A 24,695-nucleotide genomic window follows, 5' to 3' on the forward strand; every position below is an offset into this window, starting at 1 on the left:
CGGGCGGCACTGAGCCCACTGTCCTGTCCTCTGTCGGCGGTCGCGTCTAGGGTCATCGTCGATGACGCTCACCCTGCACCGGGCCTCCCGGACCGACCTCCTCGCCGACGCGTTCGGCGAGTTGCTCGCGACCCCCCTTCCGGACCCGTTCGCCGAAGAGATCGTGGTCGTTCCTGCCAAAGGGGTGGAGCGGTGGCTGACCCAACGGCTCTCGCACCGGCTCGGAGTGGGGGAGCGAGGGGGCGACGGGGTGTGTGCCGGCATCCGTTTCCTCAACCCGCGTTCCCTGGTCTCGCTCCTCCTCGATCGCGACCGCGACGACGTCTGGGATCCCGAGCGATTGGTCTGGCCGCTGTTGGCCACCATCGACGAACACCTCGACGAGCCCTGGTGCTCGACGTTGGCGACGCACCTGGGCCATGGGCTCGAGGGCGAGGAGGCGATCCTGCGCCGCAACCGTCGTTACTCCGTGGCGCGGCGATTGGCTGGGCTCTTCTCGTCGTACGCCGCAGCTCGCCCTGGCGTCATCGGCGACTGGCGACAGGGCCGGGATACCGACGGGGCTGGCGGTGAGCTGGACCAGGACCTCCTGTGGCAGGCCGAGCTGTGGCGCGCACTGCTGGCCCGCGTGGACGAGGAGGCCCCCGACCTGCGACATCTCCGGGTGGTCACCGGACTGCGGGCGGGCGACCCGACGGTGCTCGACGCCCTTGACCTGCCCGACCGGCTCTCGTTGTTCGGCCACACCCGGTTGACCGTGACCGAGGTCGAACTGCTCGGAGCCCTCGGCGAGGTGCGCGAGGTCCACCTGTGGCTGCCCCAGCCCTCGCCGGTGTTGTGGGACCAGTTGGCCGGGGTGGGAGGCGTTGTCCCGAGGGCGACCGACGACTCTTCGTCCCTGGTGGTCCACCCCCTCCTGGCTTCGCTGGGACGAGACACCCGGGAGTTGCGCCGACTGCTCCCGCAGGAGGCCGTCGAGACGAGTCGACCGGTGCCCGTCGAAGAGACGGCACCGCAGACCCTGCTCGGCTGGATCCAACACGACCTGCGCACCAACACCCTGCCCGACGCCACGGCGCGCGCGGCCCGGACGGTGGACCCCGCCGACCGAAGCCTCCAGGTCCACGCCTGCCACGGCCCGGCGCGGCAGATCGATGTGCTGCGCGAGGTGCTGGTCGGACTCCTGGAGGACCAGCCGGACCTCGAGCCACGTGACGTGTTGATCATGTGCCCCGACGTGGAGACCTTCGCTCCGCTCATCTCGGCCGGGTTCGGCCTGGCTCAGGTGGTGGCCGACACCGAGGGCGGCGGGCACCCGGCGCATCGCCTGCGCGTGTTGTTGGCCGACCGGGCGTTGAGCAGCACCAACCCGCTGCTCGCGGTCGCCGCCGATCTGATCGAGCTGGCCGGAGGTCGGGTGACCGCCTCGGCTGTGCTGGACCTGATCGCCAGCGAACCGGTGCGCGCCCGGTTCCGCTTCACCGACGACGACCTGGGTCGGATGACGGGGTGGGTGCGCGCGGCCGGCATCCGGTGGGGCGTCGACGCCGAGCACCGGTCGGCCTTCCTGATGGACGGGTTCGCTCACAACACCTGGCGCGCCGGTCTGGATCGGATCCTCCTGGGGGTCGCCCTCAGCGGCGACCACCACCGTCACCTCGGTCGGGGCCTGCCCCTGGACGACGTGGCGAGCGGCGACATCTCATTGGCCGGTCGCCTGGCCGAACTCCTCGACCGCCTCGGTGTCTGCCTGCGGGCCACCGAGGCCGCGACGACGGTCGAGGACTGGATGGAGGCGCTGAGCCGCGGCACCCACGCCCTGACCGAGGTCGGCGGCGACGACGCCTGGCAGGTGCCTCAGTTCGATCGCGAGTTGGCCCGGGCCGCCGACTCGGCCGAGGGCGGCATCGAGTTGCGCCTGGCCGACGTCCGCTCCCTGCTCGGTGGCCGGTTGGAGGGCCGGCCCACCCGCGCCAACTTCCGCACCGGCACCCTGACGGTGGCTACGTTGGTGCCCATGCGTTCGGTTCCGCACCGGGTGATCTGCCTGGTCGGACTCGACGACGGGGTGTTCCCCCGCGTTTCAACGCCCGACGGTGACGACGTCCTGGCCCGGCATCCTCTGACCGGGGAGCGCGACCCTCGCAGTGAGGACCGCCAACTCCTCCTCGATGCCTTGCTCGCCGCGACCGAGACGGTCGTGATCACCTACACCGGTGCCAACGAGCAATCCGGCGCCTCCCGTCCGCCGGCCGTCCCCCTCGGGGAGATCCTCGACGCCGCCGACCGGACCACCGCCGCCCCCGTGCGCGGTCAGGTGCTCACCCGACACCCGCTGCAGCCCTACGACGCCCGCAACCTGACGGCCGGGGTGCTGGTGCCCGAGGTGCCGTTCAGCTTCGACCGCTCCGCCCTGGCCGGGGCGCAGGCAGCCGCGACGCAGGCGATTCCGCGCCAGCCGTTCCTCACCGGGGCGCTGACCCCGGTGCAGGGCAGGCTCGCGGGTGATGTGTCGTTGGCGGACCTGAAGTCCTTCTTCACCCATCCTGTGCGCACCTTCTGCCGGTCCCGCCTCGAGATCACCGCGCCGCTCGACCCCGAGGAGGTGCTCGACGCGATCCCCATCGACCTCGACAACCTGGAGAAGTGGGGGGTCGGTGATCGACTTCTGCGCGAGGTCCTGGCGGGGGAGGACCCCCAGGCCGTGATGCTGGCCGAGCAGTTGCGCGGGACCCTGCCTCCGGGCCACCTCGGGGTCCGGGCACTTTCCGAGATCACCCACGAGGTGGATCGCCTGATGAACGCCACCGTCGGACTGCGGGAGGGCCGGCGCCGGACCCTCGATGTCGACGTACCCCTGCCGGACGGACGCCGCGTCACCGGCACCGTGTCCGACATCTTCGGTGACCGCCTGCTGACGTTGGGCTACAGCAGACTCAAGCCGCGGCAGCGACTGTTGGCCTGGATCGACCTGCTCGCCCTCTCCGCCGCGGAACCGGATCGGAGTTGGACCTCGCACGCGGTGGGACGCGAGCGGGCGGGCCCCAAGCGGGGCCTGGCCGGGCCGCTGGACCATCAGGCCGGCGTGTGGCTCGCCGACCTGGTCGCGCTGCGCGACGAGGGCCTGCGCCGACCGCTGCCGGCACCGGTCGCGACCGCGTGCGCCTGGGCCGAGGCCCACCTCCAGGAGTCCCAGGGCAACGATCGATCACCGGCTCAGGCGGCAGCCCGCGGGTGGGTGACCGACCGCTTCAACACCTTCGGGATCACCAACGAGGACGACGACGCCTGGCACATCCAGGTCTACGGCGCCGACGCCCCGGTGTCCGCCCTCGAGGACGCTGGGCTGGGCGAGGTTGCCTGGCGCATCTGGGAGCCGCTACTGACCCACGAGAGGGTGTCGCCGCTATGACCGCACCCAACGATCGGTTCGACATCACCGGTGATCTGCCCACCGGCACCACCCTGCTCGAGGCGAGCGCCGGCACCGGCAAGACCTGGACCATCGGGTCCCTGGTCACCCGGTTCGTCGCCGAGGAGGGGGTCAGCCTCGAGCGTATGTTGGTGGTGACCTTCGGACGTGCCGCCAGTCAGGAACTGCGCGAGCGGGTGCGGGCTCAACTGGTCGAGGCCGAGCGCTACCTCGCCGCCGATCCCGCCCCCACGCCCGAGGGATCTGCAGAGCCGTCGATCCTGATCACCCACCTGCTCGCCTGCGATGCGACCGAGCGGGCGCTGAGACACCGCCGGGTCGTAGCAGCCCTGGCCAGCTTCGACGCCGCCACCATCGCGACCACCCACCAGTTCTGCTCGATGGTGCTGGGTTCGCTCGGTGTCGCCGGCGACACCGACGCCCACGCCCACCTCGTCGAGGACCTCGAGGAACTGATGTCCGAGGTCGTCGACGACCTCTACCTGCGGGCCTTCGCTCACGCCGACACCGCCCCTGTCTTCACCTTCGAGGAGGCCATGTCGATCGCCCGGACGGCGGTGGGCGACCCCCAGGCGCGGCTCGAGCCCTCGGCGGATGATCGCGCGACCCCCTCGGGACGGCGGGTCGCCTTCGCTCACGCGGTTCGGGCCGAGATGGACCGGCGTAAGCGACGACTCGGGATCCTGTCCTACGACGACCTGCTCTCCCAGCTGGCCTCCGCACTCGAGGCGCCCGACGCCCCGGCCCGGGCGCGGATGAGGCAGCGCTGGCAGATCGTGCTGGTCGACGAGTTCCAGGACACCGACCCGGTGCAGTGGCAGGTCCTGGACCGGGCCTTCTCCGGGCACGCCACCATGGTGCTGATCGGTGACCCCAAGCAGGCGATCTACGCCTTCCGTGGGGGTGACGTCACGACGTACCTCCAGGCGCGGGAGCAGGCCACCTCGGAGAAGACCCTGGCGGTCAACTGGCGCAGCGACCAGGCGTTGGTCGACGGACTCCAGACGATGCTCTCCGGGGCCTCCCTGGGCGATCCGCGGATCCTGGTCCGCGACGTCACCGCCCATCACCAGGGGTCCCGACTCCAGGGGGCGCCGCATCCGGACCCCTTCCGGCTCCGCGTGATCCGCCGCGACCAGTTCCGACGGCGTGGGGTGAAGGGCCTCTTCGTCAACGAGACCCGGCCCCACATCGCCGCGGATCTCGCTCACGACATCCGCGAACTGCTCGCGTCCGGGGCGACCTTCGACGGCGAACCTCTGGCGCCGCGCGACGTCGCGGTCATCGCGTACGCCCACCGGGAGTTGCGTGCGGCCCAGCATGCGCTGCGAGAGGTCGGCGTCCCCGCGGTCATCGCCGGCGGTGGCAGCGTCTTCGGCACCGAGGCCGCCGTCGAGTGGCTGGTGCTCCTCGAGGCGCTCGAGCAGCCCCACCGCGCCGCCCGGGTCCGCAGCGCGGCCCTGACCTGCTTCGTCGGACGCAGCGCGCGAGATCTCGACGAGGGCGGGCCGGGCGCCGCCACCGCCGACGAACTGACCGATCAGGTGGCCGACCAGATGCGTCGCTGGGCCGAGGTCTTCGGTCAACGCGGCGTGGCCGCCGTCCTCGAGGCGGCCTCGGCGGCCGGACTTCCGGGCCGCGTCCTGGCCCAGGTCGGGGGCGAACGACTCCTCACCGACCTGCGACACGTGGGTGAGGTGCTGCACGAGGTCGCCCTGACCGACCGCCTCGGGCTGGTGGCGTTGGTCGCCTGGCTGCGGGGCCAGATCGCCGAGGGCCGCGGCGGCCGGGGCACCGAGCGGACCCGTCGCCTGGACTCCGATGCCGCCGCGGTGCAGCTGGTCACCATCCATGCGAGCAAGGGTCTCGAGTACGCCGTGGTCTACCTGCCCTCCCTGGCCGACCGTGCCGTCCAGAAGCCCCGGACCCCCCTGTTCCACGACGAGGAGGGTCAGCGCTGCCTCGACGTCGGCGGTCCCGGTGGCGGCCAGTGGTCCACCTCGGTCGAGCGCTGGCGGACCGAGGACTCCGGGGAGTGGCTCCGGTTGCTCTACGTCGCCCTCACCCGAGCCAAGTCCCAGGTCGTGTGTTGGTGGGCTCCCACCAAGAACACCCCCGCCTCTCCGTTGCAACGCATGCTCATCGGACGTCGCCCCGACCTGCCCGAGGTGCCGGACGAGGTGGCCCTGCGGACCGACGACGAGACCGCCACGTTCCTCGACCGGTGGCGCGAGTCGGGGGGCCCCGTCCCGGAGATCGCCACCCCGGCCCCCCTGGGGACCGAGCCGCCGACTCCGCCCGAGCCGCTGTTGCAGGCACGCTCCTTCACCCGCGGGGTGGATGTCACCTGGCGTCGCACGTCCTACTCCTCCCTCACCGCGCGGCCCGACTACGCCGCTCACGCCTCGGTGGTCGCAGCGACCAGCGAGCCGGAGGTCTCCGCCAAGGACGACGAGTCCGACGACCCCCAGGTCACCACCGGCGACAGCGAGCCGCGAGCCGCGCAGTCCGTGCCGTCCCCGATGGCCGACCTGCCGCTCGGGGCGACCTTCGGTTCGCTGGTCCACGCTGTCCTCGAACACACCGACCCCGATGCGCCAGATCTTCGTGCAGAGTTGCTCGGCCACATCGACGAGCAGCGCGTGTGGTGGCCCGTCGAGGTGGAGCGCGAAGCCCTTGCCGACGCACTGATCGAGGTGTGTGACTCACCGTTGGGGCCACTGGTGGGTCGAACCCTGCGAGAGATTCCGCTCCGGGACCGGCTGCGCGAGCTCGACTTCGAGTTGCCCCTGGCTGGCGGTGATCTGGCTGGCGGAGGGATCGACGGACCGCTGCTCGGTGATCTGGCGTCCCTGCTCCGCGAACACCTGCCGGTCGGTGACCCCGTGCGCGGGTACGCCGACGCGCTGACCGATCCCCACCTCGGCGAGCAGGCCCTGCGCGGCTACCTCACCGGCTCGGTGGACGTGGTGCTGCGCGTCTCGGGACCGCACGGGCCGACGTACGTCGTGGTCGACTACAAGACCAACTGGCTGGGCCCGAGGGAGGAGCCACTGACGGCCGACTCCTACCGACCCGAGGCCCTCGACGAGGCGATGGGGCACTCCGACTACCCCCTTCAGGCGCTCCTGTACGCCGTGGTCCTGCACCGGTTCCTGCGCTGGCGCCAACCCGACTACGACCCGCACATTCACCTCGGCGGGGTGCTCTACCTCTACCTGCGGGGCATGTGTGGACCCGGCACCCCTCTGATCGAGGGCCGACCCTGCGGCATCTTCCAGTGGCAGCCGCCCGTGGCGCTGGTCGAGGCTGTTTCGGACCTGTTGGACGGAGCCCCCCGATGACCGAGATCTTCGAACCCACCGGACCCCTCGACTGGCGGCTGAGCGGAACCGCGGTCGGGGCGCTGGCCGAGATCAATCAGGCGGGCCTGATCGATTCCTCCGACATCCACGTCGCCACCCGGATCGCCGAACTCGGCGGGGAACCCGACCCGCGGGTGCATCTCGCCATGGCCCTGACCGTGCGAGCGGTGCGCCACGGCTCGGTCTGCCTGGACCTGCGCGCGGTTCCGGAGCTGGCCCCCGAGGTCACCCCCCGTGGCGGTTGGCCCGACCCCGAGGAGTGGGTGGAAGCGGTCCGCACGTCCCCCCTCACCCGCCAGGGGGTGCTGCGTTGGGAGCACGACCTTCTCTATCTGGACCGCTACCACCGACAGGAGAGCCAGGTCTGCGACGACCTGCTGTCCCGCGGTGCCGGTGCCCCTCCCGAGGTCGACGAGGATCGGCTCCAGGCGGCGGTGCGGCGGATCGTTGCCGGGCGACTCAGCGACGAACAGTCCGAGGCGGCGCAGCGGTGCGTGCGGCAACGGACCACCGTCCTGACCGGTGGCCCGGGCACGGGGAAGACGACGATCGTGGCCCGCATCCTGGCCCTGATCGCCGACCAGACGGCGGCGGGGGGTCGCTCGGTCTCGGTGGCGCTGGCCGCCCCCACCGGCAAGGCCGCGGCCCGACTGAACGAAGCGATCGTCGCCGAGTTGTCCGTGGCGCCCGCCGTGGATCCGGCTGCCCTGGGGGCGGTGGAGTCGATGACCCTGCACCGCCTGCTGGGCTGGCGTCCCGACAACACCACCCGGTTCCGCCACCACCGCGGCAACCGGCTCAAGCACGACGTGATCGTGGTCGACGAATGCTCGATGGTCGACCTGACGATGATGGCCCGGCTGCTCGAGGCCGTGCGCCCCGACGCCCGGCTGATCCTCGTGGGGGACCGGCAGCAACTCACCTCGGTCGGCGCCGGAGCCGTGCTCGACGACATCGTGCGTGGGTACGCCGCGGCCGCGTCCTCACCGGTGGTCGAGCTGACCCACAACTACCGGTCCACCGAAGACATCAAGCGCCTGGCTGAGGCCCTACGTGACGGTGACGCCGACGACGTGCTCGCCGCGTTGCGGGTGACCTCGACCGAGGTCGAGTTCGTCGAGACCGAGGACCCGGCGGCCGCCCTGGAGTCGGAGTGCCTGGAGTCGGCCATCGCGATCCAGGCCGCCGCTCAGGACGGTCGACCCACCGATGCGCTGACCGCTCTGGGCCGCCACCGACTGCTTTGCGCCCATCGGGAGGGGCCCTTCGGGGTCCGACACTGGAACCGCAGGGTCGAGGAGTGGCTGGCGGCCGCTCCCGGTCAACCGACCGCGTCCGTCGCGGGTCAGTGGTACGTCGGCCGTCCGCTCCTGGTCACCACCAACGACCACACCCTGCAGATCTACAACGGAGAGACCGGGGTCGTGGTCGCCGGCGCCGACGGGCGGGTCCGCGCCTGGATCGACGGCGCCGACGGGGTGCGCGACTTCGCCCCCGGACGCCTCGACGCCATCGAGACCATGCACGCCATGACCATCCACAAGAGCCAGGGAAGCCAGGCCGAGCGCGTGACCGTGTTGCTCCCCGACGCCGACTCCCGGCTGTTGACGCGGGAGTTGTTCTACACCGCGGTCACCCGGGCCGAGAAGTTCGTGCGGATCGTGGGCACAGAGGCGGCCGTTCGGGCCGCGGTCGCGACCCGGGCCCGCCGAGCGACGGGTCTGCCGCAGCGGCTGGCGAGCGAACGCGGCGCCGACGGTGCCCCTCAGGTTCATCAGCCCGAAACCTCCGCGGGCTAACCTGACAGGGTGTCTTTCCTGCTGCGAGTGGAACTCCCCAACGTGCCCGGATCCCTAGGGCGACTCGCCTCGGCGATCGGCGAGGTCGGCGGGGACATCGAGGCGATCGAGATCGTCGAGAAGCGGCCGGACGGCACCGTGCTGGACGACGTGATGTTCAAACTGGCCCCCGGCACCCTGCCCGACTCCGTGGTCTCGGCGTGCCAGGCCCTCGACGGGGTGCACGTGGTTTGGGTCAGCCGCTACGCCGCGGGCGCGAACCTCGTGCTGGATCTGGAGGGGGTGGAGGAGTTGACCCTGGCACCGACCGAGGCTTTGACCCGCCTGGTCGACCTGCTGCCGGACATCTTCCGCGTCCACTGGGCCGCCCACGTGCACCGGTCCACGGGGGTCGTCTACGCCACCGACGCCGCCCCCAGCGACCTGGAGTTCACCGAGATCACCCGGGCCAAGCGCTTGGACGCCGTCGACGGTGACGTGGCGGTGTACGCCGCCGCCCGACTCGACGGCAACCAGATCATCATCGTGGGTCGCCGCGGCGGTCCGGAGTTCGTGGACAGTGAGGTCGCGCGGCTCGGGCACCTGTGCGGGGTGGCCGCTCAGATCGCCCGCATCTGAGCCGCGCCACCAACGATCAGAAGGTGCGGATGTCCGGCAGATCGTGGGGTCCGTCGGGGCGGACCATCAGGATCTGGTCCACGCCCATCCGGCCGTCGCGGAACGCCATGGCGCCACCGACGAGGTAGAGCCGCCAGACGCGGATGACCTCGTCGCCCACGAGTTCGGTCAGCCGGTCGATGTTGGCGTCGAAGTTCTCCAACCACCCGGCCACGGTGTGTACGTAGTGCTCGCGCATGGCGTGCACGTCGCGGACCTCGAGTCCGCTGCGTTCGAGGAACGCGACGGTCTCGCCGACCGGTCGCATCGTCATGTCCGGAGCGATGAAGGACTCGATGAAGGGGCCACCGCCGGGCCACTTGCCCGTCCGGGACATCTGCTGGATCAGGACCCGCCCACCGGGCTTGACCGATCGGTGCAACACCTCGGCGTACGTCGCGTAGTTCTTCTGACCGACGTGTTCGCCCATCTCGATCGAGGACACCGCGTCGAAGGTGCCGCGCTCGGGGACGTCGCGGTAGTCCTGGAGCCGGATCTCGACCCGATCCTCCAGGCCGCGCTCACGGATCCGTTCGTCGATGAACTTCTTCTGCTCCGCAGCGATCGTGACGCCGACGACCCTGGCCCCGAAATGCTCGGCGGCGTGCAACGACATCGAACCCCAACCGCAGCCCACGTCGAGCAGGGTCATCCCGGGTTCGAGGCCGAGCTTGGTGCAGACGAGCGACAGCTTCGCGGCCTGTGCTTCCTCGAGCGGCTGATCCGGTGAGGAGTGGTAGCCCGAGGAGTAGGCCATGTTCGGCTCGAGGATCAGGGAGTAGAACTCGTTGGACAGGTCGTAGTGGTGGCTGATCGAGGCTACGTCGCGCAGCTTGCTGTGCAACCGTCCGCGGATTCGGGCCTGGGAGGCTGGGGGAGCGGGTGGACGACCGAGGGCACCCAGCCCCACGACGGTACGCACAGCGCGCGCCAACGCCTTGGGATTCGGTCGTCCACCGCTCAGCCCGCGGTCGCGGGCGACCGTGAACGCGTAGGTGAGGGCCTTGTCGAGGTCCCAGCCGTTGACCTCGGGGACATCGAGTTCCCCCAGGACATAGGCCTGGGCCGCCCCCAACTCGCCGGGGTGCCACAGCAGACGGGTGAGGACGTCGGGGGTGCGCAGCACCACCAGGGGTCCGTCGATCGGCCCCGCCTCGGAGTCGTCCCAGGCGCGCAGGCGCACCGGAAGGGGCCCGTTGAGGAAGGGTTCGAGAGCGGCCGACAACTCGGCGGCGATGCCGCCTTCGGTGCCGGGTCGGGCCGCCACAGCGAGTGGCGTACTCATCAGCGTGCGCCCGCCTTGGTGAACGTGAGCTGGTTGACGTCAATGTAGCGCGAGGCGAACCCGGCGCGGGAGTACTCCAGATAGAAGTGCCACATCCGCAGGAAGGTCTCGTCGAAACCGAGGCTCAGGACCTGCTCCTTGGCGGCGAGGAACGCCTCGTCCCACAGGCGCAGGGTCTGGGCGTAGTGCAGCCCCATCGAGTTGCGGTCCGTCAGGCGCAGCGCCGTGTGCTCACAGCAGATGTCGTCGATGACCTTCACCGAGGGCAGGAACCCGCCGGGGAAGATGTACTTGTTGATCCAGGTGTACGTGCGCCTGGTCGCGAGCATCCGGTCGTGGGGCATGGTGATCGCCTGGATCGAGGCGCGACCGCCGGGCTTGAGGACCCGGTCGATGGTCTCGAAGTAGGTCTGCCAGTACTCCCAGCCGACCGCCTCGATCATCTCGACGGACAGCACGGCGTCGTACTCGCCCTGCACGGCGCGGTAGTCGCACAACTCGACCGAGACCATGTCGGCATAGCCAGCGGCGGCGATGCGCTCGTCGGCCAATGCCTTCTGCTCCACCGACAGGGTGATCGTGGTGACCCGGGCGCCACGGCGAGCGGCCCGGATGGCCAACTCCCCCCAGCCGGAACCGATCTCGAGGATGTGATGACCCTGGGCGACCAGGGCCTGGTCCAGCAGACGCTCTATCTTGGCGCCCTGTGCCTCCTCGAACTCATCGCGGGTGACCTCGCCGAGCTCGGACTCCGTGCGATCGAACAGGGCGCAGGAGTAGCTCAGGGTGGGGTCGAGGAACAGGTCGAACAGGTCGTTGGACAGATCGTAGTGATGGGCGATGTTGTCCTGGGTGTTCTTCTCCTCGTTCTTGTGCTCGCGGGGCGGGCGGGCCACCACGAGCTTGCGCGCCTTCTGGAGGCTGCGGGGAACGAGGTCCTGGATCTCGGCGGCGAGCACGGTGAGGAACTCACCGAGTTCCTCGGGGGACTCGGTGTCGATGGCGCCGGTGAGGTAGGCCTCGCCGAAGCCGATCAACTGCGCGTCACCGATCCGGGCGAAGAACTCGTCGGGACGGTGAATGGTGGCCGCGGGACCACCCTTGCCGTAGGTCTTTCCGTCGATCCGCACGGTGACGTGCAGACGGTTGATCGCGGTGAGGAACAGTCGGCGGGCGATCTTGGCCGCGACCACGGACTTGGGACCGGAGGGGAGAACATCGAGGCCGGGCCAGTAGTTGGCGGCCTGTCGGGTGGGGGCGACGGTCATGACGTCACTCCTTCCTGGTGGTGCTGCGGGCGCTTGCGCACCGGCAGACGTCGGAGCCACAGCCAGATGCCGTGGACGCGGATCAAGATGGACCCTCGAAGGGCCGCGGGAGCGGCACGCAGAGGGCTGGTGTCGTGGTGGTGCCCGGTGAGGGAGGCGTTGAATCGCTCCCCGTCGTCGGTGGTCAGGTTGACCACGATGGTCAGGTCGTCGCCGGGCACCGGGACGGTGAGGTCGTAGGTGCCGTCGGTGCCGTGGAAGGGCGAGACGTACATGGCCTTGTCGGTCGTGGCGCGGCCCTGCTCGTCGGGGTGGACCAGGTAGGCGTGTCGGTCGCCGTAGGTGTTGTGGACCTCGACCACGGTCGCGGCCAACTCGCCCTGGGCGTCCCAGCACCAGAACACGGTGATCGGGTTGAAGCAGTAGCCGAAGGCCCGTGCGTTCGTGGCCATCTCGATGCGGCCTGCTCGTACGTCGATGCCGCGGAGGTCCAAGAACGTCTCGACGTTGCGCCGGATGGACCGGTCCGGCTCACCGAGGTGGTCGCGCGCCTCGAACCGACCCAACAGTCCGTGGTCGGGCAGGTCGTCGAGGTCGACGAGCCAGGTGTGGGTGCGATGGGTGAACGCACGCTTGAACGGCTTGCGTCGCGTGTGGCGAACGGTGGTGTCGTAGATCCGACCGGTGCCGCGCAGATCCCGTTCGGGGTCACGGTGTCGCGGGTCGGTGCTGGCCCGTTGCTCGGTGGGCCAGGTCAGACCCAGCCGCTCGACCGCTGCCAGGCCCGAACGCGCACCGTCCTCGTGGAAACCCCATCCGTGGTACGCGCCGGCGAATGCGACGCGATCGGTGTCGATCTGGGGAAGTCGACCCTGCGCGTCGAGCGAGGTCGGGTTGTAGAGGGGGTGCTCGTACTCCATCCGATCGATGACCGTGCCCGGGTCGATCAGGTGCTCACCGCCGAGGGTGACGAGGTAGTGGATGTCGGTGTCGAGGCGTTGAAGACGGGTCAGGTCGTAGGTGACGATGACGCCGTCGTCGGTCTGCTCGGGGCGTCGGAAGTTCCAGCTGGCCCAGGCCTGGTTCGCGTCGGGCAGGAGGGAGGTGTCGGTGTGCAGGATCGCGGTGTTGGGGGAGTAGGGCATCGCCGAGAGCAACTCGGTGTGCAGCGCGGTCGGCTCGGCCAGCATGGCCAGCGCGTGGCGGGGGTGGGCGGCGATGACCACGGCGTCGTAGGTCTCGATGGCGCCGGTGACGTCGGTGATCTCGACACCGTCGGGCAGCTCGCGGATCGAGGTCACCGCGCTGGAGGTGCGGATGTCGCCGACGTGCTTGGCTACGCGTTGAACGTATTCGTGGGAGCCGCCGCTGACGGTGCGCCACTGGGGCGAGCCGAAGATGCCGAGCATCCCGTGGTGCTGGAGGAACGAGAAGAGGTAGCGAGCGGGGTAGTCCAGGGACACCTCGGGGTCGCAGGACCAGACGGCCGCGACGAGGGGCTCCATGAAGTGCCGGATGAAGTACTTCGAGAAGTGACCCTCGGCGAGGAACTCGCGCAGGGTGATGTCGTCGGTCCGCTCGTAGGTGGCCCCGGCGACAGCACCGGCCTCGGTGCTTGCCTCGACCACTTTCTTCGCCCGCCGGTGAAAACGGGGGATCTCGACGAGCATCGCCAGATAGCGCGGGTTGCGGACGTTCTCGGAGGTGGGGAAGAGTCCCTTGCGACCCAGGGCTCCGGCCCATTCGAGGCCGGTGGCGTCGTCGCGGATGGACATCGACATCTCCGACTCCTGGGTGGCGACGCCGAGCTCGGCGAACATGCGCAGGAGGACGGGGTAGGTCCGGGGGTTGTGCACGATGAACCCGGTGTCCATGGCGAGGGTGCGTTCGCCCTCGGGGACCAGGTGGGTGTCGGCGTGACCGCCGAGCCGATCATCGGCTTCGTAGAGGGTGACCTCAGCGGTTTTGGACGCGACGTAGGAGGCCGTCAGCCCGGCGACGCCGGATCCGACGACAGCAATGCGGCGCATCAGGTCGACTGCTTGAATTCGATGCGGGCCACGACGGAGCCCTTCGGCTGGATCTCTCCACCGGCGGCCTCCTGGGAGATCAGCACCTGGGAGGCGTCACTGGCGTCCCCGTCGAGGATGTAGTCGCCGTTGCCCTCGTCCATCAGACCGGCGCTGACGAGCTTGGCGCCCTTCTGGAACCAGAGCTGGTAGACCTCGTCGTCGCTGAGTTCCGGCATACCGGAGGTGCGGATGGCGGCGGTGTTCAGCGAGGCCGATCGAGCGACCGCGACGCTGACGCCCTCCTTGTCGATCTTGGCGAACGACTCGGCGTCACTGGCGGAGAAGACGCGCTCGGTGGCCGAGATGGTCTGGTCGGGTCGGTCGTCGTTCCAGGGCTGGATGACGGCGGTGCCGGCACCGAAGGCGAGAACCACGGCGGCGGCGGCGACCAGGGCGGGGAACCGGCGTCGGCCGGTGGACCCGCGGTGGGCGGAGGCCTGGACCACGGGAGGCAACGGTCGGACGGTTGCGACGTCGGCGAGGATGCGGTCCCGCATCTCGGTCGAGGGGACGTAGGGGACGGCGAAGGCCAGCAGGGCGGCAGCTTCCTGGAGACTGCTCACTTCGGCGCGGCAGTCCTCGCAATCAGTGAGGTGCCGTTCGAACTGAGCGCGTTCGATGTCGTCGACCGCGTCGACGGCGTAAGCGCCGGACAGCGCGTGCACATCGTTCATGAGCCAACTCCCATCGTGTCACGCAACCGGATCAGGCCGTCCCGGATACGCGTTTTGGCAGTGCCGACCGGGAGGTCGAGCATCGCTGCCACTTCTGTGTGTGTGTATCCCCCGAAGAACGCCAACTCGATTGCTTCGCGTTGGACGACGGTGAGGCTCTCCATGGCGCTACGCACCCGGCGGGCCTCCATCGAGGCGTGTGCTGCATCGGCTGTCACGTCGTGCTCGACATCCGGATTCTGCTGGTGGAACGTGGTGTCACGGCGGGTGGACGCCTGCGCGGAGCGGACCCGGTCGACCGCCTTGCGGTGGACGATGGTCAACATCCAGGACAGGGCGCTGCCCTTGGTGGAGTCGAAGCGTGCCGACCCCCGCCAGATCTCCAGGAAAGCTTCCTGGGCGATCTCCTCGGCCTGCGCGGGATCGCGCACGACCCTGACGGCGAGTCCGAAGACCCGCGAGGCGGTGGCGTCGTACAGGACGGCGAACGCATCGCTGTCACCCCGTGCAGAACGCTTGAGGAGATCGTTGAAGTGTGCTGTGGAACCAGGCTCCACCGACGTCCCCTCAGCTGAGGGGACGTCGGCGGATACAGGTCTGAGGGGTTCCATGACCTGATTCTGACTCTTTACTGGCTGATCTAGGTAGTTTCTACCTAGATCAGTTGTTGGCCTCGAGGACCGTGTCGATGATGTAGACGGTGGCGTTGGCGGTGGGGACGTTTCCACACAGCACGGTGGCGCCGTTGACGGTCATGCCGTCGGTGTCGCCCTTGACGTCCAGGGTGCCGCCGTTGAGGGCCTCCTGCTCGCCGACGACGGCCTCGGGGTCAAGCTGACCCGCGACGACGTGGTTGGTGAGGATGTTGCCGAGGGTCTCGGGGTCTTCGAGCAGGGCGTTCAGGTCATCGGCCGGGATGGCTTCGAAGGCCGGGTTGTACGGCGCGAAGACGGTCAGGCCCTCGGCGGTGTTCAGGGTGTCACCCAGGCCAGCGGCGCCCACGGCGGCGACGAGCGTCGACAGCAGCGGGTTGTTGCTGGCGGCGGTGGCAACCGGGTCCTGGACCATGCCGTTGAAGGAACCGGCGCCGTCGGCGGGAACCTCGCCACAGGCGTCACCGAAGGTCTGGGCCTCGGCGTCGTCGCCGGCGGCGTCCTCAGAGGGGGCCTCTTCGGTGGGGGCCTCTTCGGAGGTGGTGTCGCTGCCACTCGTGGTGGGCTCCTCGTCGGAGCTGCACGCGGCGAGGGAGACGGAGAGCGCGACGGCGGCGGTGGCGATACCGGCGTTGCGGCGGAGGGTGTGGAGCTTCATGAGGTGAGGCCTTTCATTGTGTGTGACTGACATGGGGAGTTCGATCCAGGTCCCCATCCGGATTGGCCGGATGGAAAGTTTTTGGTGTGGTTCAGGCCACTTTCGTGGGTCAACCGACGTTGATGATCAGGCTCTGGATGCCGCTGGAGCCCTCGGGGAAGGGTTCGGCGCGCACGTCGCTCTGGACGTTGCCGTTCCCGTCGACGCAGCGGGCCGAGATGTTGTGGCTGCCCTTGGTGGCGTCCCACTGGTAGGCCCATTGGCGCCAGTAGTCGTTGCCGCCATCGGGACCGAGCTCGGCCTCCTGCCAGGCGCCGCCGTCGACCTTGACCTCGACCTTGGCGATGCCGCCCTTCTGCTGGGCCCAGGCGACCCCGCCGATGACGGTCTTGCCGACCGTGACCTTCTCCAGGGCGCGCGGGGTGTCGATGCGGGTCGAGATCTTGATCGGGGCGTCCTTGGCCCAGTCGCGATCGGTCCAGTAGGACACGTCGTCCTCGTAGGTGGTCAGGGTGATCTTGGTGATCCACTTGGTGGCGCTGATGAAGCCGTAGAGACCCGGGATGACCATCCGAGCCGGGAAGCCATGCTCACGGGGCAGGGGCTCACCGTTCATGGCGATGGCCAGCATGGCGTCACGTCCATCGGTGGCCTGGTCGAGCGGGGCGCCGATGGTCATGCCGTCGAAGTCGGTCATCAGGAGCTGGTTGGAGTTCGTGCCGACGCCGGCCTTGTCGAGCAGATCGGTCAGGCGGACCCCGAGCCAGCGGGTCCCGCCGACGTACTTGCCGCCGACCGAGTTGCTGACACAGGTCAAGGTGATGTCGCGTTCGATCAACGGCATCTCCATGATCTCGTCGAAGGTGAACTCGAGCTCGTTCTCGACGTCGCCGTCGATCTTCAGCGTCCAGGAATCGATGTCGACGATCGGGGTGTCCAGACGGGTGTCGACGCGGTAGAAGTCGGCGTTGGGTACGCGGAAGGGCGTGATGTTGGGGTAGGTGCCCTCGATGCCCATCGGCAGCGGAGCGGCGGGCTCGGCGGCCGCGGGGAACACGATGTTGCCGATCTTCGAGCGGTAGCGACCGATCGCGCGGCCGGCGGTGCCCAGAGCGGTGCTGGCGACGGCCAGGACGCCCATGCCGATCAGCACGCCGCGTCGGTTGGTGCCCAGAGCCGAGTGTTTGCCGGCTGACCCATCGGCGTCACCGTCGGTGCCGTCGGGGTCGACGACCAGGCGCACCTTGCCCTCGTCGTGGGCCACGGCGTCGCTGTTCTCGGTGGTGGGGGTCGCCCGTCCTCCGGGCACGCCGTCGGTGGAGTCGCTGGTGAGGATGACGCGCTTCTTCTCGGTTGCCTTCTCTGGCGTGCCGTGACCGGGGGCCGCCAGGAGCGGTGCTCCCTTGGCGGTCCGGTCCAGCCACCACAGGGCGGCGTACCCGACCGCGGCGGTGACCAGGGCGGGTACCAGGTCGATGACCTCGGCGGAGGGGCGAAGCATCGCCAGCAGCCCGGCGATGGCCACCAGGCCCAGGATCATCCCGGCGCCCAGTCGGAAACTCCGCCGGGTCGCTATCCCGGCGATGGCGGCCAGGGCGAGCACGGCGAGGACCACCGAGCCGACCAGGACGACCTTGTCGTAGTTCTGGGCGGGGAACTGGATGGGTCCGAAGCCGAATCCGTCACTCTCGAAGGTCTCGATGGCGAACTGTTTCAGCGAGACGGGGGTCAGGTCGATCACCGTGGAGCCCACCGCCAGCACGGGTGAGGCGGCCGGGTTGAGCAGCGAAGCCACGAAGTGACCCGCCGCCATTCCGACGATGGTCGAGATGAGCCCGATCAGGGCATAGGGGAGTCGTTTAGCCATGACAGTGTTTCGGAGCGCAGCCACACTTGGATGGGGGGCCCGGCATACCGGGTGGGATCCGGAAGGGTCGACCGTTCGGTGGGGCAGGATGGGCGGATGACCAAAGAAACCGCCGAAACCCCTGCTCAGAGCACTGACCAGGCCACCGTGGATCCCTCCACGCCCGATCCCGCCGTCGATCTGGTGCGGTACGACGTCGTCGACGAGGTGGCGAGCGTCACCCTGGATTCGCCCCACAACCGCAACGCCCTGTCCCAGCGTCTGGTGCAGGGCCTGTTCGACGCCCTGGACCGGGCCGCTGCCGACGAGGGCGTGAAGGTGGTGGTGATCCGCGCCGAGGGCAGGGTCTTCTGCTCCGGCGCCGACCTGTCCGAGGCCCGAGCCGGCAGCATGGAGGAGGGGGCCCGCGCGATGGTGGAGATGCAGCGGCGCATCGTGGCGCTGCCGCAACCGGTCGTGGTGCGACTCCAGGGTGCGGTCCGCGCCGGCGGACTGGGCATCGTGGCCGCCGCGGACATCGCGATCGCGGAGGAGTCGGCCACCTTCGCGCTGACCGAGGTCAAGCTCGGACTGACACCGGCGGTCATCTCGCTGACCGTGCTGCCGCGGATGACCTCCCGGTCTGCGGGCGAGACCTTTCTGCGCGGTGAGGTCTTCGACGGGCGGGCCGCCGCCGCTATGGGCTTGGTCACCCGCGCCGTACCCGCAGCGGATCTGGACGACGAGGTCGTCGCCACCTGCGCGTCCCTGGCGACCGGGGCGGCGCAGGGCCTGCGGGAGACCAAGAAACTGCTGAACCGCGATCTGCTGGCTCGGATCGATGCCCACACCGACGAGATGGCGCAGCTCAGTGCTCGACTCTTCGGGTCCGATGCGGCTCGTGAGGCGATGACAGCCTTTCTCTCGCGGAAGAAGTAGTCCCACTCGAAGCAATTGCGGGATGCGTGGTTCCGCCATGGCCTCGACGCCTATAAAGTGACTCTCTTGCCGTTTTCTCCGCACGGGGAAGGCGCATTTTCGGGCTTTCGGGGCGACCCGCTGAGGAGAATCGGTGTCAGAAGAGCTGGTGGAGAGGGAGATCTCTCACGAGCAGGAGTTCGTCGACCGGGTGTACCAACAGCTCGAGAAGGCTGGCCTCGCTGCGCAACGGCTGGCCCGCGAGGGTCACGACCGGGGGAGCCTGGGCCACGAGGGTGGTCTGGTCGAACGGGACGCCATGGTCTTCCAGGCGGCTCGGCGGATCGCTCAGCTCAACGCCGCCCACGAGGGGCTGGTCTTCGGTCGGCTCGACCTGTCCCGCGACGTCGATGCCCAACCTCGCTACGTCGGCCGGCTCGGTCTGCGCGACGATGCCCACGAGTCGATGCTCATCGACTGGCGGGCGCCCGCCGCGGCGGTGTTCTACCAGGCGACCGCGGCCACCCCCCTCGATGTCGTACGCCGTCGGGTGCTGCGCTGTGTCGGCGCCAAGGTCCTGACCGTCGAGGACGAACTGCTCGACCCCGAAGGCACCGGGGCCGATGACCTGCCGATCGTCGGTGAGGGCGCGCTGATGGCGCAGCTCTCCCGCGCCCGGGACCGGTCGATGCACTCCATCGTGGCCACGATCCAGGCCGAGCAGGACAAGGCGATCCGGGCTCCGGGTCGCGGAGTGGTGTCGATCTCGGGCGGCCCCGGGACCGGCAAGACCGTGGTGGCGCTGCACCGCGCGGCGTACCTCCTCTACAACGACCGGCGCCGCTACGAGACCGGTGGCGTGCTCATCGTCGGTCCGTCCGGCGTCTTCATGCGCTACATCGAGCGGGTCCTGCCCAGCCTCGGTGAGACCGCGATGGCCCTGCGTTCCCTCGGTGAGGTGGTCGACGGGATGCGGGCCACCCGCCACGACGAACCGGCGGTGGCCGACATCAAGGGCAGCGCCGCGATGGCCGAGGTCATGCGACGGGCGGCTCGCCACCAGGCCGTCGGGAGCCCGGAGGAGTTCCGGATCTTCTGGTACGACAACTCGATCGTCCTCGACAAGCGGGTGCTGGGTCGGGTGCGACGCCAGCTGATGGGCCAGGGGCGACGCAACCGTCAGGTGACCCGGGTCGCCCACGCGTTGTTGGATGTCATGTGGCGTCAGGTCCGCAGCGAGCGCGGGCGTGAGCGGGGTCGGGAGTACTTCAACGACGACCTGCTCTCCAACGACGACTTCCTCGACTTCGCCATCGCCTGGTGGCCGCCCCTGGACGCCCCGACGGTGCTGAGCTGGCTGGCCGACCCGAGTGTCCTGGCCCAGGTCGGCGACGGACTGCTCGAGCCGGAGCAGCAACGGGTCCTGACCAAGGCCTGGACCGGCCTGGCTCCCGGCCGCACCGACGCCCTGAGCGTTCAGGACATCCCGCTGATCGACGAGTTGCGCTACGCCCTGGGCGACGTGCCGGCCCGGACCGACGACGAACGCGACGACCCGCTCGACGGGGTCGAGGGCACGGTGGACATGCAGGAACTGATGACCGCCTCGGACCGCGAGTACGCCCCCTCCGGCCGGGTGTGGACGCCGCCGACGCACTCCATCGAGGACGACCACTTCGCCCACGTCCTCATCGACGAGGCGCAGGACCTGACCCCGATGCAATGGCGGATGGTGGGGCGGCGCGGCAAGGTCGCGTCCTGGACCATCGTCGGAGACCCCGCCCAGTCGTCCTGGCCGGTTCCGGCCGAGGCCGCCGAAGCCCGGGCCGAGGCGCTGGGCAAGAAGGCGCAGCACTCCTTCCACCTGTCCACGAACTACCGCAACTCCTCCGAGATCTACGAGTACGCCGCGGCGTACGCCCAGCGGGTCGGCCTGGACGCCGACCTACCCACTGCCGTGCGGTCCACGGGCATCGGCCCGCGTCGGGTCGCCGAGGTCGCCGACCTGGAGGCGTCTACTCGAGCCGAAGTGGCCCGCCTGGCCAGCGAGGTCGAGGGGACCGTGGGGATCGTCGTACCCGCCGCTCGGCGCTCGGAGGTCAACGGATGGTTGGCGTCCTGGCCGGAGTTCGCCGACGACGCCCGGGGTGCCCGGGCCGCCGTCGATTCCTCGGTGGCGCCCTCCGGAGAGGACCGGATCGTCGTACTGACCGGCCTGGACACCAAGGGACTGGAGTTCGACGGAATCCTGGTCGTGCGCCCCCAGGAGATCGAGGACGAGTCCGCCACCGGCCGCTCCACGCTCTACGTGGTCCTGACCCGCGCCACCCAGTTGCTCACCATCCTCGACTGACCGCGAGTCGGCGCTATTTGACGCCGGATTGGGGGTGACTCGGCGCGTCTTGTTCAACAAGCGCCGACTCACCGACGAGGGTCGTTCATTAGCCTGGGGACATCAGCCGCGCCGGCTACCCCGGCGGCCAGGCGCTACTAGGTGAGGAGTTCCGTGTCTGCTCCACACCTCCCGCTCGATGATGTGCTGGCGTGGGCACGTGGGACGGGGCCCACGCCGGGAGTCCTGAGCGAGGACCGGGTCGAGCGCATCATCGCCGCCGAAGCGGGGCTCCACGCCGCGGGCCGGTCGGGAGCGGTGTACGGCCTCACCACCGGCGTAGGTGCCCTGAAGTCGGTGCCGGCCGACTACTCCGACGAAGACGGTTCGCCGGCGCTGAGAATGTGGCGCAGTCACGCCGGTGGTTTCGGGGAGACCTACGACGAGCCGACCGTGCTCACCGGTATGGCGATCCGGCTGCACCAAGTGAGGTCTGGTCGCTCGGGAGTCAGCAGTGCGCTGGCCGCATCGTTTGCCGCGGCGGTGCACGCGCGGGCGGTGCCGGACCTGCACCGGTGCGGCTCGATCGGTACCGGTGACCTGGTGCCGCTCGCCGAGCTCGGACTAACCCTGGCCGGTGAGCGTCCGTGGCGATCCGGTGGCGCCCCGGTTGCGCCGATCGGTGACGGCGACGCACTGCCCTTCATGAGTTCCAACGCCTTCACCATTGCCGTCTCTGCTCTGGCTATGGACCGGCTGTTGCACCTGTCCATCGCCTCGGAGCGGGTCGCCGCGCTCAGTTCGGCGGCACTGCGCGGATCGCTCCAGGCCTACGACCCGCGGGTGCACGCCGGGCGCCCCGACGCGGGTCAGGCGCGGGTGGCCGCGCGATTGATGGAACTGCTCGATGACGGAGCCGAACGGGTCCCGGCCCGGCTCCAAGACCCCTTCTGCCTCCGGGCGGTGCCGCAGGTGCATGCGCCCTTCGTCGACGCATTGCTCCGCACCCGCGACACGATCTCGGTCGAGATCGACGATTCGACCGAGAACCCGATGGTCATCGACGGGGGCGCGGTGCTCCACCACGGAGGCTTCGTCACGGCCCGACTCAGCGCCGCGCTGGACTCGCTGCGCCAGGCGACGTACCCGGTGGTGTCCTTGTCATCGGCTCGACTCTCGGCCCTGACCAACCCCGCGCTCAGTGGCCTCCCGGCGTTCTTGGCCTCTGGCCCGGCGGACAGTTCGGGCGTGATGATCCTGGAGTACCTCGCCCAGGACGCGTTGGCCCAAGCGCGCACGATGACCACGCCGGTCTCGACCGGCCACGCCGTGGTCTCGCTCGGCCTCGAGGAACATGCCTCCTTCTCCTCCCAGGCCGCGCGCTGGGCCGAGGTCGTCGTCGACAGCGCGGCGGTCGTCCTCGCGTGTGAGCTGGTGGCGGCGGTCCGGGCGTTGCGTGCCGACCCGGACCGGCTCCCGTCCGGCGCCGTCCGCGATGTGTTCGAGGCTGCTGCTGCGGTGTTGGACGACGATCGCAGCGACCGGCCACTGGGGGCAGACGTGGAACGAGCCGTCGCGCTCGTCGAGCGAGGCCTTCCGACGGGGTCCGACACGGCGCTCGACTGACCCCAACCGGCGAGTCGGCGCAACTTGACGCTGAAAAGGGGCTGAATCGGCGCGTGTTGTTCAACACGCGCCGACTCGGCGTGTTCTGAGCGTCAAGATGCGCCGACTCGGCGGGCCGGCGCGGCTACTACGCTTCGCCCATGCCTGACACCCTCGCTGCCCAGGACGCCATCGCCGCGCTCCAGGGGCATCAGGCGTGGGCGATGATCCGGCGCAGTGGCGCCGCGGGTCCCCTCGACACGGTGACCTTCGTCGGCGGAACCACCTCGGTGGTGGAGTCGCTGCTCGACATCCCGCTGGAGTCGGGGACCCCGCCGCAGGGCCGGCAGTTCGACCGGCTGGCGGCCATTCCGTTCCGACAGGTCGCCGAGCGCGGCTTCGAGGCACACGACGACGGCACGCCCCTGACGGTCATCGACATCGAGACCGAACTCGAGGTCCCGGTCGGTGAGGTGCTCGACGCGATCGTCGACGGCGGCATCGACTTCCTCGACCGGGGTGGTTTCGAGACCGACGACGAGGCGTACGCCGAGGTGGTCCGCACGATCATCGACGACGAGATCGGGCAGGGCGAGGGCGCCAACCTCGTCATCGGTCGTCACTACCGCGCGAAGGTCGCCGACTGGGACGCCTCCGGCGCACTCACCGTGTTCCGGCGACTGTTGGAGCGCGAGCGCGGCGCCTACTGGACCTACGTGATGTTCACCGGCGAGCGCTACCTCGTGGGGGCGAGCCCGGAGCGACACGTCAGTGTCCGCGGGGTCGGCGACACCGGGCTGAGCGATGTGCGGATGAATCCGATCAGCGGCACCTTCCGGGTCAAGGGGGAGGCCAACGGTGGGGGCAGTCTCAAGGGACGTCTGATGGAGTTCCTCGCCGACGAGAAGGAGATCTACGAACTCTTCATGGTCGTGGACGAGGAACTGAAGATGATGTGCGACATCTGCCACGAGGGCGGCCAGGTGCTCGGACCGTTCCTGAAGCCGATGACCCATCTGATCCACACCGAGTACCTCCTCGCCGGCCGCACCGATCGGGACGTGCGTGAGGTGCTGCGCGACACGATGTACGCCGCCACGGTCACCGGCAGCCCCGTGGAGAACGCCTGCCGGTTGATCAAGAAGTACGAGACCGAGGGCCGCGGCTACTACGGCGCCGCCCTGGCCCTGTTCGGGCGCGACCCCGGTGGGGTCGCCACCGCGGACAGTCCGATCGTGATCCGCTCCGCCGACGTCGACCTCGAGGGGAACCTCAAGGTCACCGCTGGCGCGACGTTGGTGCGGGACTCCGACGCGGCCTACGAGGTGGCCGAGACCCACGCCAAGGCCGGCGGGATCCTCAGCGCCTTCGGCCTGGTCGAAGCGGCCTCGCAGCCACCGGACGGCATCGCCGACCTGGCTCGGGACGAGGACGTCCTGGTCGCCCTGAACGCGCGGAACCGCCGGCTCAGCACGTTCTGGCTCACCGACCAGGGCGGCAGCGACCCGGACCCCCGCCTGGCGGGCAAGTCGGTGGTCATCCTCGACGGCGAGGACGACTTCGTGAACATGCTGCGACATCTGCTGAGCGTGATGGGGTTGACCAGCCGCGTCGTACGACACGAGGACTATGTGCCGGGCTGTCTGGACGGCGACGACCTGGTGATCGTGGGCCCCGGACCGGGGGACCCGCGCGACGGGAACGACCCGAAGATGGCCCACCTGCGGGAGGCGGTGGCCGCTCTGCTGGCTGACCGGAGACCATTCCTGGCGGTCTGCTTGGGTCATCAGGCGCTGTGCCACCACCTCGGCATCGAGCTGGCTTACAAGGACATCGTCTTCCAGGGCACCCAGTCGGCCGTCCCGATCTTCGACCGCACCGAGCGGGTGGGGTTCTACAACACCTTCGTGGGTCGCGTCCCCGACGACACGACTCTGCCCGAGGGGGTCACCGTGTTCACCGACCCACCGACCGGTGATGTGCACGCGGTCGTGGGCCCGCACTACCGTGGGGTGCAGTTCCACGCCGAGTCGATCCTCACCGAGCGGGGCTTCGATCTGGTCCACGAACTGGTCGCCGGCGTTCTTTTGGAATCCACGCCCCCAGCACCACAAGGCCGCTAGAGTTCCC

The 24,695-nt window shown here is 69.6% G+C and carries 15 protein-coding genes; 8 read left to right on the top strand and 7 right to left on the bottom strand.

The annotated features are described in order from the left end of the window. Positions 1 to 61 precede the first annotated feature (61 nt). The 4 genes from recC to ACYVLV_RS16855 are packed head-to-tail and all read left to right on the top strand — an operon-like array spanning position 62 to position 9,215. Entirely contained in the window at positions 62 to 3,412 is a 3,351-nt protein-coding gene (gene recC / locus ACYVLV_RS16840) for an exodeoxyribonuclease V subunit gamma (protein WP_460811721.1), read from the top strand. Then, a complete protein-coding gene (locus tag ACYVLV_RS16845) occupies positions 3,409 to 6,777 on the top strand; it encodes a UvrD-helicase domain-containing protein (protein WP_460811724.1) in 3,369 nt (1,122 codons plus the stop codon). Before recC ends, ACYVLV_RS16845 begins: the two co-directional genes overlap by 4 nt. Further along, positions 6,774 to 8,597, top strand: coding sequence for an exodeoxyribonuclease V subunit alpha (gene recD, locus ACYVLV_RS16850; protein ID WP_460811726.1), 1,824 nt, complete (start codon positions 6,774 to 6,776; stop codon positions 8,595 to 8,597). Before ACYVLV_RS16845 ends, recD begins: the two co-directional genes overlap by 4 nt. Before the next feature lie 9 nt (positions 8,598 to 8,606). Continuing rightward, positions 8,607 to 9,215 (top strand): ACT domain-containing protein, encoded by a 609-nt coding sequence (locus ACYVLV_RS16855; RefSeq protein ID WP_460811728.1) that lies wholly within the window; start codon positions 8,607 to 8,609, stop codon positions 9,213 to 9,215. Positions 9,216 to 9,231: 16 nt separating this feature from the next. On the opposite strand, the gene ACYVLV_RS16860 is transcribed toward ACYVLV_RS16855, so the two are convergent. The 7 genes from ACYVLV_RS16860 to ACYVLV_RS16890 form a co-directional block, all read right to left on the bottom strand. Continuing rightward, a complete protein-coding gene (locus ACYVLV_RS16860; protein WP_460811732.1) occupies positions 9,232 to 10,539 on the bottom strand; it encodes a class I SAM-dependent methyltransferase in 1,308 nt (435 codons plus the stop codon). Next, the gene (locus ACYVLV_RS16865; protein ID WP_460811735.1) at positions 10,539 to 11,807 is read right to left on the bottom strand and encodes a class I SAM-dependent methyltransferase; all 1,269 of its coding nucleotides are present in this window, start codon (positions 11,805 to 11,807) and stop codon (positions 10,539 to 10,541) included. Before ACYVLV_RS16865 ends, ACYVLV_RS16860 begins: the two co-directional genes overlap by 1 nt. After that, positions 11,804 to 13,837, bottom strand: coding sequence for a DUF1365 family protein (locus ACYVLV_RS16870; RefSeq protein WP_460811737.1), 2,034 nt, complete (start codon positions 13,835 to 13,837; stop codon positions 11,804 to 11,806). Before ACYVLV_RS16870 ends, ACYVLV_RS16865 begins: the two co-directional genes overlap by 4 nt. Further along, the gene (locus ACYVLV_RS16875) at positions 13,837 to 14,553 is read right to left on the bottom strand and encodes an anti-sigma factor (RefSeq protein ID WP_460811740.1); all 717 of its coding nucleotides are present in this window, start codon (positions 14,551 to 14,553) and stop codon (positions 13,837 to 13,839) included. The genes ACYVLV_RS16870 and ACYVLV_RS16875 overlap by 1 nt, the downstream gene beginning before the upstream one ends. Next, positions 14,550 to 15,110, bottom strand: coding sequence for an ECF RNA polymerase sigma factor SigK (gene sigK, locus ACYVLV_RS16880; protein WP_460811742.1), 561 nt, complete (start codon positions 15,108 to 15,110; stop codon positions 14,550 to 14,552). Before sigK ends, ACYVLV_RS16875 begins: the two co-directional genes overlap by 4 nt. 103 nt (positions 15,111 to 15,213) lie before the next feature. Continuing rightward, positions 15,214 to 15,864, bottom strand: coding sequence for a fasciclin domain-containing protein (locus ACYVLV_RS16885; RefSeq protein WP_460811745.1), 651 nt, complete (start codon positions 15,862 to 15,864; stop codon positions 15,214 to 15,216). 109 nt (positions 15,865 to 15,973) lie between these two features. Next, on the bottom strand, positions 15,974 to 17,731 hold the full coding sequence (locus ACYVLV_RS16890) for a molybdopterin-dependent oxidoreductase (RefSeq protein ID WP_460811749.1): 1,758 nt from the start codon (positions 17,729 to 17,731) through the stop codon (positions 15,974 to 15,976). A 96-nt stretch (positions 17,732 to 17,827) separates the two neighbouring features. On the opposite strand from ACYVLV_RS16890, the gene ACYVLV_RS16895 reads away from it, so the two are divergent. The 4 genes from ACYVLV_RS16895 to ACYVLV_RS16910 all read left to right on the top strand — a co-directional run bounded on the left by ACYVLV_RS16895 (position 17,828) and on the right by ACYVLV_RS16910 (position 24,688). After that, a complete protein-coding gene (locus ACYVLV_RS16895) occupies positions 17,828 to 18,649 on the top strand; it encodes an enoyl-CoA hydratase family protein (protein ID WP_460811752.1) in 822 nt (273 codons plus the stop codon). Positions 18,650 to 18,782: 133 nt separating this feature from the next. Continuing rightward, positions 18,783 to 20,981 carry a HelD family protein gene (locus tag ACYVLV_RS16900; protein WP_460811754.1) on the top strand — a complete coding sequence of 733 codons (2,199 nt, stop codon included), beginning with the start codon at positions 18,783 to 18,785 and terminating at the stop codon, positions 20,979 to 20,981. A gap of 153 nt (positions 20,982 to 21,134) precedes the next feature. Then, on the top strand, positions 21,135 to 22,586 hold the full coding sequence (locus ACYVLV_RS16905) for an aromatic amino acid lyase (protein ID WP_460811756.1): 1,452 nt from the start codon (positions 21,135 to 21,137) through the stop codon (positions 22,584 to 22,586). Between the two features lie 140 nt (positions 22,587 to 22,726). Beyond that, positions 22,727 to 24,688: an anthranilate synthase family protein gene (locus ACYVLV_RS16910; protein WP_460811758.1), complete on the top strand. Its 1,962-nt coding sequence runs from the start codon at positions 22,727 to 22,729 to the stop codon at positions 24,686 to 24,688. The last annotated feature ends 7 nt before the right edge of the window (positions 24,689 to 24,695 follow it).

The organism is Nocardioides salsibiostraticola, assembly GCF_054783655.1.